16 protein-coding genes and 2 pseudogenes are annotated in these 13,411 nt (G+C 69.5%); 15 read left to right on the top strand and 3 right to left on the bottom strand.

The features are described from left to right. Nucleotides 1–152: 152 nt before the first annotated feature. The 8 genes from recG (at nt 153) to mutM (ending at nt 7,736) form a co-directional block, all read left to right on the top strand. Entirely contained in the window at nt 153–2,369 is a 2,217-nt protein-coding gene (gene recG / locus ACZ3TS_RS10650) for an ATP-dependent DNA helicase RecG (protein ID WP_467615923.1), read from the top strand. 188 nt (nt 2,370–2,557) lie between these two features. Beyond that, complete coding sequence (gene rsmD, locus ACZ3TS_RS10645; RefSeq protein WP_467615921.1) at nt 2,558–3,145, top strand: 16S rRNA (guanine(966)-N(2))-methyltransferase RsmD; 588 nt, start codon at nt 2,558–2,560, stop codon at nt 3,143–3,145. A gap of 26 nt (nt 3,146–3,171) precedes the next feature. Then, entirely contained in the window at nt 3,172–3,651 is a 480-nt protein-coding gene (gene coaD / locus ACZ3TS_RS10640; RefSeq protein ID WP_467616127.1) for a pantetheine-phosphate adenylyltransferase, read from the top strand. A 122-nt stretch (nt 3,652–3,773) separates the two neighbouring features. Beyond that, nucleotides 3,774–4,859, top strand: a complete 1,086-nt coding sequence (locus ACZ3TS_RS10635) for an ATP synthase F0 subunit B (RefSeq protein ID WP_467615920.1) — start codon at nt 3,774–3,776, stop codon at nt 4,857–4,859. Nucleotides 4,860–5,012: 153 nt separating this feature from the next. After that, the gene (locus ACZ3TS_RS10630; RefSeq protein WP_467615919.1) at nt 5,013–5,657 is read left to right on the top strand and encodes a YceD family protein; all 645 of its coding nucleotides are present in this window, start codon (nt 5,013–5,015) and stop codon (nt 5,655–5,657) included. Between the two features lie 2 nt (nt 5,658–5,659). Next, a complete protein-coding gene (gene rpmF, locus ACZ3TS_RS10625) occupies nt 5,660–5,833 on the top strand; it encodes a 50S ribosomal protein L32 (protein WP_003951102.1) in 174 nt (57 codons plus the stop codon). A 19-nt stretch (nt 5,834–5,852) separates the two neighbouring features. Then, the gene (rnc, locus tag ACZ3TS_RS10620; protein ID WP_467615917.1) at nt 5,853–6,680 is read left to right on the top strand and encodes a ribonuclease III; all 828 of its coding nucleotides are present in this window, start codon (nt 5,853–5,855) and stop codon (nt 6,678–6,680) included. Between the two features lie 195 nt (nt 6,681–6,875). After that, on the top strand, nt 6,876–7,736 hold the full coding sequence (gene mutM, locus ACZ3TS_RS10615) for a bifunctional DNA-formamidopyrimidine glycosylase/DNA-(apurinic or apyrimidinic site) lyase (RefSeq protein WP_467615915.1): 861 nt from the start codon (nt 6,876–6,878) through the stop codon (nt 7,734–7,736). Between the two features lie 19 nt (nt 7,737–7,755). Here the strand turns inward: mutM and ACZ3TS_RS10610 are convergent, their stop codons facing one another. Beyond that, nucleotides 7,756–8,142, bottom strand: coding sequence for a winged helix-turn-helix transcriptional regulator (locus ACZ3TS_RS10610; protein ID WP_467615913.1), 387 nt, complete (start codon nt 8,140–8,142; stop codon nt 7,756–7,758). A gap of 52 nt (nt 8,143–8,194) precedes the next feature. Here ACZ3TS_RS10610 and ACZ3TS_RS10605 point away from each other — a divergent pair. Continuing rightward, a pseudogene (locus ACZ3TS_RS10605) lies at nt 8,195–8,311 on the top strand (VOC family protein); the annotation flags it as partial. Nucleotides 8,312–8,646: 335 nt separating this feature from the next. Here ACZ3TS_RS10605 and ACZ3TS_RS10600 read toward each other — a convergent pair. After that, complete coding sequence (locus ACZ3TS_RS10600) at nt 8,647–9,117, bottom strand: ArsI/CadI family heavy metal resistance metalloenzyme (protein WP_467615911.1); 471 nt, start codon at nt 9,115–9,117, stop codon at nt 8,647–8,649. Between the two features lie 79 nt (nt 9,118–9,196). On the opposite strand from ACZ3TS_RS10600, the gene ACZ3TS_RS10595 reads away from it, so the two are divergent. The 4 genes and pseudogenes from ACZ3TS_RS10595 to ACZ3TS_RS10580 all read left to right on the top strand — a co-directional run. Beyond that, on the top strand, nt 9,197–9,673 hold the full coding sequence (locus ACZ3TS_RS10595) for an ArsR/SmtB family transcription factor (protein ID WP_467615909.1): 477 nt from the start codon (nt 9,197–9,199) through the stop codon (nt 9,671–9,673). Then, a complete protein-coding gene (locus tag ACZ3TS_RS10590; protein WP_467615908.1) occupies nt 9,574–10,317 on the top strand; it encodes an aquaporin in 744 nt (247 codons plus the stop codon). Before ACZ3TS_RS10595 ends, ACZ3TS_RS10590 begins: the two co-directional genes overlap by 100 nt. Nucleotides 10,318–10,345: 28 nt before the next feature. Beyond that, nucleotides 10,346–10,768, top strand: coding sequence for an arsenate reductase ArsC (locus tag ACZ3TS_RS10585; protein ID WP_467615905.1), 423 nt, complete (start codon nt 10,346–10,348; stop codon nt 10,766–10,768). Nucleotides 10,769–11,076: 308 nt separating this feature from the next. Continuing rightward, nucleotides 11,077–11,292: pseudogene (locus ACZ3TS_RS10580) on the top strand (hypothetical protein); the annotation flags it as partial. Here ACZ3TS_RS10580 and ACZ3TS_RS10575 read toward each other — a convergent pair. Beyond that, the gene (locus tag ACZ3TS_RS10575) at nt 11,286–12,245 is read right to left on the bottom strand and encodes a CAP domain-containing protein (RefSeq protein ID WP_467615903.1); all 960 of its coding nucleotides are present in this window, start codon (nt 12,243–12,245) and stop codon (nt 11,286–11,288) included. The pseudogene ACZ3TS_RS10580 and the gene ACZ3TS_RS10575 overlap by 7 nt on opposite strands. Before the next feature lie 142 nt (nt 12,246–12,387). Between ACZ3TS_RS10575 and ACZ3TS_RS10570 the strand changes: the two genes are divergently transcribed. After that, nucleotides 12,388–12,669, top strand: coding sequence for an acylphosphatase (locus ACZ3TS_RS10570; protein WP_467615900.1), 282 nt, complete (start codon nt 12,388–12,390; stop codon nt 12,667–12,669). A 377-nt stretch (nt 12,670–13,046) separates the two neighbouring features. Continuing rightward, nucleotides 13,047–13,250, top strand: coding sequence for a hypothetical protein (locus ACZ3TS_RS10565; RefSeq protein ID WP_043444185.1), 204 nt, complete (start codon nt 13,047–13,049; stop codon nt 13,248–13,250). The last annotated feature ends 161 nt before the right edge of the window (nt 13,251–13,411 follow it).

The raw sequence follows: 13,411 nt of genomic DNA, 5'->3' as shown, positions 1-13,411 counted from the left end.
GGTGGGGACGGTCGACGGCGCGGGGTCGGGCGGTCCCGGTGGGGCGGTGACCGCGGGGCGAGCCGGAAGGTGGGTCATCCTAGGCCGGGAGCCACGTCGCTGACCAGCGGATTTGCAAGACCTATACGGCATTGTCAGTGCCGTGGTGTGCAATGGATCTCGTGCCCGCACTGCAAGAACCGCTGAAGAAGGTGCTCGGCCCCGCCACCGCGAAGGTGATGGCCGAGCACCTCGGCCTGCACAGCGTCGGAGACCTGCTCCACCACTACCCGCGCAGATACGAGGAGCGCGGTCAGCTCACGCACCTCGCCGACCTCCCCATGGACGAGCATGTGACGGTGGTCGCCCAGGTCGCCGACGCCCGTCTGCACACCTTCGCCTCGCCCAAGGCCCCCCGCGGCAAGGGCCAGCGCCTGGAGGTGACGATCACCGACGGCAGCGGCCGCCTCCAACTGGTCTTCTTCGGCAACGGCGTGCACAAGCCCCACAAGGAACTCCTGCCCGGCACGCGCGCCCTGTTCGCGGGCAAGGTCTCGGTCTTCAACCGCAGGCTGCAACTGGCCCATCCGGCGTACGAGTTGCTGCACGGCGAGGATGTGGCCGAGACGGTGGACAGCTGGGCGGGCGCGCTGATCCCGATCTACCCGGCCACGGCCAAGCTGGAGTCCTGGAAGATCGCCAAGTCGGTGCAGACGGTGCTGCCCAGCGCCCAGGAGGCGATCGACCCACTGCCGGACTCCCTTCGCGACGGCAGGAATCTGGTCTCCCTCCCCGAAGCACTCCTGAAGATCCACCGTCCGCACACCAAGGCGGACATCGCCGACGCCCGCTCCCGCCTGAAGTGGGACGAGGCCTTCGTCCTCCAGGTCGCCTTGGCCCGCCGCCGCCACGCGGACGCCCAACTCCCGGCAGTCGCGCGGAAACCGAAACCGGACGGCCTCCTCGCGGCCTTCGACGACCGCCTGCCCTTCACCCTCACCGAGGGTCAGCAGAAGGTCTCGAAGGAGATCTTCGACGACCTGGCCACCGAACACCCGATGCACCGGCTGCTCCAGGGGGAGGTGGGTTCCGGGAAGACGATGGTGGCGCTGCGCGCCATGCTCGCCGTGGTCGACGCCGGCGGTCAGGCGGCCATGCTCGCGCCCACCGAGGTGCTCGCCCAGCAACACCACCGGTCCATCGTCGAGATGATGGGGGAGCTGGCCGAGGGAGGCATGCTCGGCGGGGCCGAGCAGGCCACCAAGGTGGTGCTGCTCACCGGTTCCATGGGAGCGGCCGCGCGACGGCAGGCGCTGCTCGATCTCGTCACCGCAGAGGCCGGGATCGTGATCGGCACCCATGCGCTGATCGAGGACAAGGTCCAGTTCCACGACCTGGGTCTGGTCGTGGTGGACGAACAGCACCGGTTCGGCGTCGAGCAGCGGGACGCGCTGCGCGGCAAGGGGAAGCAACCGCCGCATCTTCTGGTGATGACCGCGACGCCGATTCCCCGGACCGTCGCCATGACCGTTTTCGGCGATCTGGAGACCTCCGTCCTGGACCAGCTCCCGGCCGGGCGCTCGCCGATCGCCAGCCACGTGGTGCCGGCGGCCGACAAACCGCACTTCCTGGCCCGGGCCTGGGAGCGGGTGCGCGAGGAGGTGGCGAACGGCCATCAGGCCTACGTCGTCTGCCCGCGCATCGGCGACGACATCGACGAGTCCGCCGATCCGAAGAAGACCGCCAGGAAGTCGCCCGAGGACGAGGCGGAGAAGCGGCCTCCGCTCGCCGTCCTCGACATCGCCGACCAGCTCGCCAAGGGACCCCTCCACGGTCTTCGGGTCGAGGTGCTGCACGGCCGGATGCAGCCCGACGACAAGGACGCGGTGATGCGCCGGTTCGCCGCCGGTGAGACCGACGTCCTGGTCGCGACGACAGTCATCGAGGTCGGCGTCAACGTCCCGAACGCCACCGCGATGGTGATCATGGACGCCGACCGCTTCGGGGTCTCACAGCTCCACCAGCTACGCGGCCGCGTCGGCCGTGGCTCGGCGCCCGGGCTCTGTCTGCTGGTGACCGAGATGCCCGAGGCGAGTGCGGCACGCCAGCGGCTGAACGCGGTGGCGTCCACCCTCGACGGCTTCGAGCTCTCCCGTATCGACCTCGAACAGCGCCGCGAGGGTGATGTCCTCGGCCAGGCCCAGTCCGGCGCCCGCTCCTCGCTGCGCATGCTCGCCGTCATCGACGACGAGGAGATCATCGCCGAGGCTCGGGAGGAGGCCGCCGCGGTGGTCTCCGCCGATCCGGACCTCGAGCACCTGCCCGGCCTGCGCACGGCCCTGGAGGCCCTGTTGGACGAGGAGCGGGAGCAGTACCTGGACAAGGGGTGAGCCGGCTGACGGGGGCCGGGGGCAGCCCGGTTCCCGGAGCGATGTGGGCCCGAGACCGTCCCCGGGTGGACCGGATCCGCCGATCGCCCGGGCGCGGCACTGGCACGGATGCCTTCGGCTGAGAGACTGGACGGGCACACCGCCCCGTGGAACAGGGCTCCGACCGCACACCGACAAGGACCCAAGAGATGACCCGCGTGATCGCCGGCCGGGCCGGCGGACGCCGTCTGGCCGTCCCGCCCGGGAACGGCACCCGTCCCACGTCCGACCGGGCGCGCGAGGGCCTCTTCTCCACCTGGCAGTCCCTCCTCGGCGGCCCGCTGGACGGCGAGCGGGTCCTCGACCTGTACGCCGGCTCGGGCGCCGTGGGCCTCGAGGCGCTGTCCCGAGGGGCCGGCCACACGCTCCTCGTGGAGGCCGACGCCCGGGCCGCCCGCATCGTCCGCGGGAACGTGAAGGCGCTCGGGCTTCCCGGCGCCGAGGTCCGAGCGGGCAAAGCAGAACAGATCATCCAGACTCCGGCGCCGGCGCAGCCGTACGACATCGTCTTCCTGGACCCGCCCTACGCGGTCTCCGACGACGATCTTCGCGAGATTCTGCTCACACTCCGCTCGGGGGGCTGGCTCGCGGCCGAAGCCCTCGTCACCGTGGAGCGCAGCACCAGAGGCGGAGAATTCCGGTGGCCGGAGGGCTTCGACGCGATCCGGGCCCGTCGCTATGGCGAAGGGACGTTTTGGTACGGTCGCGCCGCCTCTACGTGCGAAGACGCACGATGACCGGACCGGAGAGCGAGGGATCACAAGTGCGCCGCGCCGTCTGTCCCGGGTCGTTCGACCCGATCACCAACGGACACCTCGACATCATCGCCCGAGCTTCCAAGCTGTACGACGAGGTGTACGTCGCGGTGATGATCAACAAATCCAAGAAGGGCCTGTTCGAGATCGAGGAGCGGATCGACCTCATCCGCCAGGTCACCGCCGACTTCGGGAACGTCCGGGTGGAGGCCTTCCACGGCCTCCTCGTCGACTTCTGCAAGCAGCGCGACATCCCGGCCATCGTCAAGGGCCTGCGCGCCGTCAGCGACTTCGACTACGAACTGCAGATGGCCCAGATGAACAACGGCCTCACCGGCGTGGAGACCCTGTTCGTCCCCACCAACCCCACCTACAGCTTCCTGTCCTCCTCGCTGGTCAAGGAGGTCGCGGCCTGGGGCGGTGACGTGTCCCACCTGGTGCCTCCGGTCGTTCTGGAGGCCCTGGACAAGCGCCTCAGGAAGGACTGAGCGGGTTCACAGGGGACATCTCGGAACCTGACAGCCCGTCATCCGGTGTCGTGCGGGGCAGGAGTGGTCGTACAGTCGATCCGTCCGTCTCCAACACAGCTGTAGAGAGTGGCGAGCACACGGTGGACGTGCAGAAAAAGCTCGACGAGATCGTCGCGATGGTCTCCAGCGCCCGGTCGATGCCCATGTCGGCCTCGTGCGTGGTCAACCGCGCCGAGCTGCTCTCGATGCTCGAGGAGGTGCGCGCGGCGCTGCCCGACTCCCTGGCCCAGGCACAGGAGCTGATCGGGGACCGCGAGCAGATGGTCGAGCGGGCCCGCCAGGAGGCCGAACGGATCATCGAGGGCGCGCACGCCGAGCGCGGCTCCCTGATCTCCGACACGGAGGTGGCCCGCCGCTCTCAGAACGAGGCCGACCGCATCCTCACCGAGGCTCGCCGGGAGGCCGAGGAGATCCGCGCCGAGGCCGACGACTACGTCGACTCCAAGCTCGCCAACTTCGAGGTCGTCCTCACCAAGACGCTGGGCTCGGTCGGCCGTGGCCGTGAGAAGCTCCTCGGCACCGGTCCCGGGCTCGACGAGCAGGGCTACGAGGACGAGGACGCCCCCGAGCGCAGCCACGACCCCGAGACGCTGCGCCGCGACGCCGACGCGTACGTGGACGTCAAGCTCGGCGCCTTCGAGGCCGTGCTCGCCAAGACCCTGGAGGCCGTCGGCAAGGGCCGCCAGAAGCTGCACGGCCGGATCGCCACCGACGACCTCGGCGCCCTGGCCGAAGACACGACGACGGTCCGGCACTCCAGTGACGCCGACTACCTGGCCGACCTCGCCGCCCTCGCCGACACCCCCGCCCAGGCCCCCGCGACGCCGGCCCAGACGCCGGTGATCCCGGCCCAGCAGGTCGAGCCGGCCTACGCGCAGCAGCAGGACCCCTACGGGTATCAGCAGACCGACCAGTACGGCTACCAGCAGACATATGTCCAGCAGGACGCGTACGGCTACCAGCAGGCCGATCCGTACGCCGCCTACCCGCAGGCGCAGGGGTACGACCAGCAGGGCGTCTACGACCAGGGGCAGGGCTACGACCAGGGGCACCAGGGGCAGGGCTACGACCAGGGCCATGCCCTCGACGAGACCAGCCTCTTCGACACCAGCATGATCAGCGCCGAGCAGCTGCGGGCGTACGAACAGGGACGCGGCGGTCACTGAGGGTTCAGACTGCCCCCGAGCGCACCGGATTGGGCCGAGAGCGAAAGGTCCAGTATCCTGGCTCTTCGGTCGCGCGTACCCTTCGCGATCAGCGCTGCCCGGAACACCACGGGACAGCATCCCCCCGTCGAGTCTCGAAGACCGAAAGCAGGAATGGCCCTGAACGCCCGCCTCGACCACCGCAACCCCCTCGTGTTCGACACACACGAGCTGGGGCGGCGTCCTGGTGCGCTGCAGCGCCTGTCCCGCACGGTCGACGCCCCGAAGGACTTCGGTGTCCAAGGGGTCGTCGGAGTGCCGGAAGGCGCCCCGGTGGAGCTCGAACTCCGACTCGAGTCGGTCATGGAAGGGGTGCTCGTCACAGGCACCGCCCGTGCATCGGCCGAGGGGGAGTGCGTAAGGTGTCTGGAGCCGCTGGAGCTGGAGCTCGAAGCGGACTTCCAGGAGATGTTCTCGTACCCTGACGCCGACGACCGGGGCCGTGCCATCACGGAGCCCGGTGACGACGCCGAGGACGACGAGGACAGGCTCTTTCTCGAGGACGGCATGTTCGACCTCGAGCCTCTGCTGCGTGATGCGGTGGTGCTCGCACTGCCGATGCAGCCGGTGTGCCGGGAAGACTGCCCGGGTCTGTGCTCCGAGTGCGGGGCGCGGCTCGCGGACGACCCGGACCACCACCATGACGCCGTCGACATCCGTTGGGCGGCACTGCAGGGACTCGCCGATTCACTCGAAGACGGCGATAAGGACGAGATGAGCGGCGCCGAAGCGGGCGTCGACGAGAAGCAGGAGAAGTAGCCGTGGCTGTTCCGAAGCGGAAGATGTCGCGCAGCAACACGCGCCACCGCCGGTCGCAGTGGAAGGCTGCGGTCCCCACCCTGGTTGCGTGCGAGCGCTGCCACGAGCCCAAGCAGCAGCACATCGCGTGCCCGTCGTGCGGCACCTACAACAAGCGCCAGGTCCTCGAGGTCTGAGCGGCTGGTGAGAGGTCTGATGTCTGACGCCAAGGCGGACCCAAACGCCAGGAAGAAGGCGGACAACACAGCCTCGTCCCACACGCTTCTGGAAGGGCGGCTCGGCTACAAGCTCGAGTCCGCCCTTCTGGTGCGTGCGCTGACCCATCGTTCCTACGCGTACGAGAACGGCGGTCTGCCGACGAACGAGCGCCTGGAGTTCCTCGGGGACTCCGTCCTCGGCCTCGTCGTCACCGACACGCTGTACCGCATCCACCCCGACCTGCCCGAGGGCCAGCTGGCCAAGCTGCGGGCCGCGGTGGTCAACTCGCGTGCGCTGGCGGAGGTGGGCCGCGGGCTCGAGCTCGGTTCCTTCATCCGGCTCGGCCGGGGCGAGGAGGGCACGGGCGGCCGGGACAAGGCGTCCATCCTCGCCGACACCCTTGAAGCGGTGATCGGCGCTGTCTATCTCGACCAGGGTCTGGACTCGGCGGCGGAGCTGGTGCACCGCCTGTTCGATCCGCTGATCGAGAAGTCCTCGAATCTCGGTGCCGGCCTGGACTGGAAGACCAGCCTCCAGGAGCTGACCGCGACCGAGGGGCTCGGCGTGCCCGAGTACCTGGTCACGGAGACCGGCCCGGACCACGAGAAGACCTTTACTGCTGCCGCCCGCGTCGGAGGCGTCTCGTACGGCACCGGCACCGGCCGCAGCAAGAAGGAGGCGGAGCAGCAGGCCGCGGAGTCGGCCTGGCGCTCCATCCGCGCCGACGCGGACGAGCGCGCGAAGGCGGCGGCCGCGGCGGCGGAGTCTCCCGACGGGGGCACCGATACCGCCTCGGCCCCGGCGAGCGACGCGGCCACGGCCTGAATCCTTCATCACGGACCCCGCCCCGGCGCCCGAGCCGGGGCGGGGTCCGTTTCATGGTGAGGTCCCGGTCCCGGTCGCGGTCGAGGGGCGGGTGAGCTGCCGTTCTCCCGACCGGGCCGGAAGGGCTCGCCAGGGCTCCTTGATCACGAGGTACTCTGCGGACGTCGCCCCTGTTCACCCTTCCGAAGGAGCCCCGTGCCCGAGCTGCCCGAGGTCGAAGTCGTGCGGCGCGGCCTGGAGCGCTGGGCCGCCCACCGGACCGTCGCCGACGTCGAGGTGCTGCATCCGCGCGCCGTCCGCCGGCACACCGCGGGTGGCGAGGACTTCGCGCACCGGCTGAAGGGGCAGCGTCTCGGCGCGCCCAGCCGTCGCGGCAAATACCTCTGGGTCCCGGTGGAAGCCACCGGTGCGGCGATCCTGGCCCACCTCGGCATGAGCGGCCAGCTACTCGTCCAGCCGGACGAGGCCCCGGACGAGAAGCACCTGCGCATCCGTCTCCGGTTCGACGACGCCCTCGGTACCGAGCTGCGCTTCGTCGACCAGCGCACCTTCGGCGGCCTTTCACTGCACGACACCGCCACCGACGGGCTGCCCGACGTCATCGCGCACATCGCCCGTGACCCCCTCGACCCGCTCTTCGACGACGAGGCCTTCCACCAGGCGCTGCGCCGCAAGCGCACGACCATCAAGCGGGCCCTGCTCGACCAGTCGCTGATCAGCGGCGTCGGCAACATCTATGCGGACGAGGCCCTTTGGCGTGCCCGCATCCATTTCGAGCGCCCCACCGCGAACTTCACCCGGCCGCGCACCGCCGAACTCCTCAGCCATGTACGGGACGTGATGAACGCCGCGCTCGCCGTGGGCGGCACGAGCTTCGACAGCCTCTACGTCAACGTCAACGGGGAGTCGGGCTACTTCGACCGGTCACTGGACGCGTACGGCCGCGAGGGACTGCCCTGTCGGCGCTGCGCCACGCCGATGCGCCGCCGCCCCTGGATGAACCGGTCCAGCTACTTCTGCCCGAAGTGCCAGCGGACGCCGCGCCTCCTGCCGTAGACGTCCGCTGTGCATACGCCTAGCCCGCCCGTGCCTCGTCGTACCGGCGGCGGGCCTCGAGCACCTCGTCCATGCGCCCCTCCACGGAGTGGATGAGGGCCAGCAGCCGCTCGGCGACCTCGCGGCCAAGCGGCGTCAGTTCGTAGTCCACGCGCGGGGGGTTCGTCGGCTGGGCCTCGCGGTGCACGAGGCCGTCGCGCTCCAGCGCGTGAAGGGTCTGGGACAGCATCTTCTCGCTGACGCCGTCGACACGGCGACGCAGCTCGTTGAACCGGAACGAGCCCTCGTACAGCGCGCCGAGCGTGAGAGACCCCCAGCGTCCCGTGACGTGCTCCAGCGTGCCCCGCGACGGGCATGCCTTGGAGAACACGTCGTACGGCAGGTTCTGCCCCTGCATGGTGGTCATGTTCGAAGCGTACGCGACCACAGCGCCAACCGGCAGGATGCGCTGACCAGTCGAAGCCCGCCTGCTGGAGCTGGGCGCGGGCAAGCCGGATCACCAGCCTCATGAGGCTGCCAGGGCGCGGGTTCTCACCGATCCGGCTGGGCATCCCTTCTGCATCACCAGTAGCTGACCGGGGGTTCAGGAGGGCTCGACGTCCTCCGCCGACACCTCATACGACACTCAGGCCGGTGGAGGCTCAATGACCCAGTCAAGCGCCGCTGCCAGGGGCTTGGAGCACCCATTTGGAAGATCGCGTATGCGGATAGGTGCTGACCTGCCGAGGCGCTGACCTGCGAGTTCCCGATGCGCCGACTGGGGTTCCCCGCTAGTCCCCGGCGGTCGCCGCCTGATCGGGCACGCAAGGGGCACGCATGCCCTTCGCGCGCCCGTGCGGGCCTCGTCCTCGAGCCAGCAGCGCCCTGATCGACGGCCCCAGTGTGCCACTGCGTGGCTTGTTGGCGGTGGTCAGCCGCAAGCGCACCTCGCTGCCGCTGGTGCTGTCTCGCTGGACTGGTTGGTGCAGCAGCCGTCGCCCGTGGCGTTGGGGTCGGTGCTCTTGCCGAGGGTGTCGGCGTCGGCCTTGACGACGTAGACCTCCCAGGGCTCCTGGCCGGGGCCGTGGACCCACACCTTGTCCTGGAGGGCGTAGCAGCAGGACGTGTCGTTCTCCTCGGAAGTGGTCAGCCCGGCATCCTTCAGACGGCTGGTTGCTGCGGTGACCTGGTCGGTGGACTCGACCTCGACGCCGAGGTGGTCGAGACGGGTCTCCTGTCCGGGCTCGCCCTCGATCAGGACGAGCTTGAGAGGGGGTTCGGTGATGGCGAAGTTGGCGTAGCCCTCGCGCCGCTTGGCCGGTTCGGTGTCGAAGAGCTTCGAGTAGAAGGCGATCGACCCTTCGAGGTCGCTGACACGCAGGGCGAGCTGAGCGCGGGGCATGGCAAGGCTCCCATCGGCTTGCATTGATGTTTGTCGATGCAAGCTTGTGCCTTGGATCGAAGGATGTCAACATAGGCGTATGTCGAAGCAAGAGCTTGCGGTGCTCGGACAGAGCGACGAGAACGGCGCGTGCTGCCCAGGGCTGGTGACCGCGCCCCTGGACGAGGACCAGGCCGCGGAGCTGGCGAAGCTGTTCAAGGCGCTGGGCGGCCCCGTACGCCTGCGGCTGCTGTCGATGATCGCTTCGAGGGCGGGCGGTGAGGTCTGCGTCTGTGACCTGACCCCGGCCTTCGACCTGTCCCAGCCGACGATCTCGCATCATCTCAAGCTGCTGCGGCAGGCCGGTCTGATCGACTGCGAGCGGCGGGGGACGTGGGTCTACTACTGGGCGATGCCCGCCACCCTCGACCGGCTCGCGGCGTTCCTGAAGACGCCGCAGACGGCCGAGGCAACCGCGTGGCCGCCTCGCTGGCACGCCGGGCCCTCGCCGAAGCCGTGGGGTCGGCCGCCCTGGTCGCAGTGGTCGTCGGCTCCGGCATCCAGGCCACCGAGCTGACCAGGGACGTCGGCGTGCAACTGCTGGCCAATTCGCTGGCCACGGTCTTCGTCCTGGGCGTACTCATCACGCTGCTCGCACCGGTCTCCGGCGCCCACTTCAACCCCGTCGTGACGCTCGCGGCCTGGTTCACCGGCCGTTGCAGCGGTGACGGCCCGACAGCGGGGGACGTCGCCGCATACATCCCGGCCCAGATCGCGGGAGCCGTCGGCGGTGCCCTCGTGGCTGATGCCATGTTCGGCAAGCCGCTGGTGCAGTGGTCCGCCCATGACCGCTTCGCGGCTCACCTGTGGCTGGGCGAGGTGGTCGCGACCGCCGGACTCGTCCTGCTGATCTTCGGACTGGCCCGCACTGACCGCGCCCACTTCGGCCCCGCCGCCGTGGCGTCCTACATCGGGGCGGCGTACTGGTTCACGTCCTCCACCTCGTTCGCGAACCCGGCAGTCACCATCGGCCGGGCCTTCACCGACACCTTCGCCGGCATCGCCCCCGGCTCGCTCGGCCCGTTCATCGCGGCCCAGCTGGTCGGTGCCGCGCTGGGGCTGGGGCTGGTGATTGCGGTGTTCGGACGCCCGGCACCCGCGCAGGCCAGCACCGTCCCTCTTCAGGGCGAACCCGAACTCGCTGCCCCCACGCTCCCCTGACCGCCTTCCGCCCAGAAAGACACCCGCCATGACCACCCCTGCTGAGCACCCGTCCGTACTGTTCGTCTGCGTCCACAACGCCGGGCGCTCGCAGATGGCCGCAGCGTTCCTCACGCACCTGGCGGGCGAGCGCGTACAGGTACGCTCCGCCGGGTCGGCACCCGGCGACACGGTCAACCCCGCGGTCGTCGAAGCCATGTCGGAGGCGGGCATCGACATCTCCGCCGAGGTGCCCAAGGTGCTCACCACTGAGGCCGTCCAGGCGTCCGACGTGGTCATCACGATGGGCTGCGGCGACACCTGCCCCGTCTTCCCCGGCAAGCGTTACCTCGACTGGGAGCTCCCCGACCCGGCCGGACAGGGCGTCGACGCCGTCCGCCCCATCCGCGACGAGATCGAAAAGCGTGTCCGCGGCCTGCTCGACGAGATCGCCCCGGTGAGCCAAGCGTGAGTGCGGCGAACGGAGTTCCCATGGTGGCCATGGGCCCCGAATGCCTTGCGATGGCGGATGAGGTCGGCTCCAGCCAGTGATGGGCCTTGCCGGCGTCGATACCGACCCAGAGGGGGGCTGGTCGGTCGGCCATGGGTGTCTCCTCAGCGTCGGGCAGCATCCGTTCCGTCCGGGGACACCCGCCGTCAGCTCCGTAACATGCCCACTCGCCCAGGACGCCTGGCATGAGTCACCGCCCGACGTCTTATCGCGCCATCAGGAGGCAGGCCGCGCCGCAGAGGCGGCGCGCGCCCGCGTCGTGCGCGGGTCTTGACGCGGGGGAGAGCATCAAGGCCCTGAGCGAGTACCTGGGACACCATGGCCCCGGCTTCACCCTGCGGACCTGCACGCACCTGATGCCGTCCAGCGCGACCCGTACGCGGGCCGCCGTCGATGCAGTCTTCGGTGAGCAGAGGACTACCGATGACGGCCCCGCGACGGCCCAGGAGACCTCACAGGGCGCTGACCTGCGGAGTTCTCAGTAACCGAAGTCCTGCGTCCACCAAGGGCCGCCGGCTCCGAAGTGCACTCCGACGCCCAGCGTCTGGAAGTCGCAGTTCAGTATGTTCGCCCGGTGCCCGGGGCTGTTCATCCAGGCGTCCATCACCTCCTGGGCGGTCGCCTGGCCACGGGCTATGTTCTCGCCGCCCAGGTCGGTGATGCCGAGTGCGGCCGCACGGTCCCAGGGGTCCTGGCCGCCCGGGTCGGTGTGGTCGAAGAAGTTCCGCAGGGCCATGTCCAGGCTGAACGCCTCCGCCAGCTTCCGCAGGGGACCGCTCGGGGTCACCGGGCTGCAGCCCGCCTTGGCCCGCTCCTGGTTGACCAGTTTGAGCACCTCGGCCTGGGCCGCCGCCTCGGTGGTCACCTTCGCCGGAGGGGTGGTCTCCGGCTTCTTCGTGTTCTTCTGCGCCGGCGGCGCGGCCGTCGCCGTCTTGGTCGCCGTCGGGGACGGTGTCTTCGAGGGCTCCTGCGCGGGCGCCGACGTCGAAGGGGACGCCGAGGCCGATGGGGCCGCGGTGGGCGTGGCCGTGCGGTCGGAGTCACGGCTCGTGGAGGTGGACCCGCGGCCGTCCGCGGTGCCGCTCGTGCCACCCTGCTCGGTTGCGAAGCCCGACGGGGTGGTGCCCCCCGCCTGGGCGTTGCCGGAGTCACCGCTCACCGAGAACTGCTTGCCGCCCGGCAGTACCCCGGTGGCGACCGCCACGGTGCCCAGCGCGACGGCCGCGGAGACGCCCAGCAGACCCGTGCGCACCGGGGTCGCGGCCCTCTTCTTGCGGTGCGAGCGGGTCGCACGCCGCTCCGCCTCCAGGACCGCGGCAAAGCCGTAGAGGTTCTCCGGACCGTAACCCTCCGCGGGAGGCTGATGCTTCTGCGTGACTTCGGTGGCGCGGCCCCCCGTGGCGGCGCGTCCGGCGGCGGAGCGTCGGTGGCGTCCCATCTGCTGGCCTTCCTGGTCTTGCGGTCAGCGCAACTCACTCGATCGAGTGAGTTTCACATGAGATTCATATGGGTGGGGACGGTACAGCATGACGCAAGGGGAGGAAGTGCCCAGTGGGACATTGGCCGGTTAGCGTGCACCCATGAACGACGATGCACGGCTCGTCGCGTGGGTGCGCGGACGTGTCCAAGGTGTGGGCTTCCGCTGGTTCACCCGGGCCAAGGCGCTGGAGATCGGCAGCCTGTGCGGCTTCGCCCTCAATCTGGACGACGGGCGGGTCCAAGTGGTCGCCGAGGGACCGCGCGAGGGGTGCGAGGGATTGCTGGACTGGCTGCGGGGCGACGACACACCCGGACGTGTGGACGGAGTCACTGAGATTTGGGACACCCCTCGCGGCGGCTACGACGGCTTCGCGATCCGCTGAGACCACCCCACGAAACCGGTCCCGGAGGCGGAGGGACATGCCACTGGCACTTGCCCGGAGCAGAAAGGGCCTGGTGGTTGCCAAGAATCGCCTGTCGTGGCAGGCTCCGCAGGTAAGGATGATCTCCTCGCCCGCAGGGGCCCGCAGGAGCCGTGGCGCCGCCCGTCCAGGGCCGCGCACTCCCGGGTTGCCCGCCGATGCAGGGCGTGATCGTGTTGACCGTCAAACTTTTTGGTGAGACGCTGAAAGCCCCGCGCACCTTAGCTGTTTGGCATGTAAGAACGGCGCAAAACTCAAGAGTGCCAAGCACCGCGGGTGCGAATCCCTCACGACCCACACCGCTTCGGTCGGTCACTCAGTGTGGAGGACCATCCATCATGGCAAAGGCGCTTCTCGGTTACGTCGGCGGCTCCGACCCTCGACTCCTCGCCGAGATGCGACGGCTCCAGCAGCGCGTCCAGGAGCTCGAATCCGAGCTCGTACGGATCCAGGCGGAGAACGACGCGCTGACGGCTGCCGCTTCTCACGACAGGATCATGGAGAGCATCGACGCACACCAGGCGGAGCCTGCGCTCACCTGATCACTGCATCGCTCCACAAAGGCACAAGCAGTGGTTGGGCTGCCCGTATCAACCGCTCACCAGTCAGGGTTGCAAGGGACGCCTCGGCGTCCCTTCTTTCTTGCCCCCGGCACCCTTTCAGTCTCTTTAACGGATGATGTGCCCTGCACGTTCAGGGGTGA

Source organism: Streptomyces sp. NPDC022910 (genome assembly GCF_055561075.1).
The sequence above is the reverse complement of the archived record's forward strand: the minus strand, read 5'-3'. Positions and strand labels throughout refer to the sequence as shown.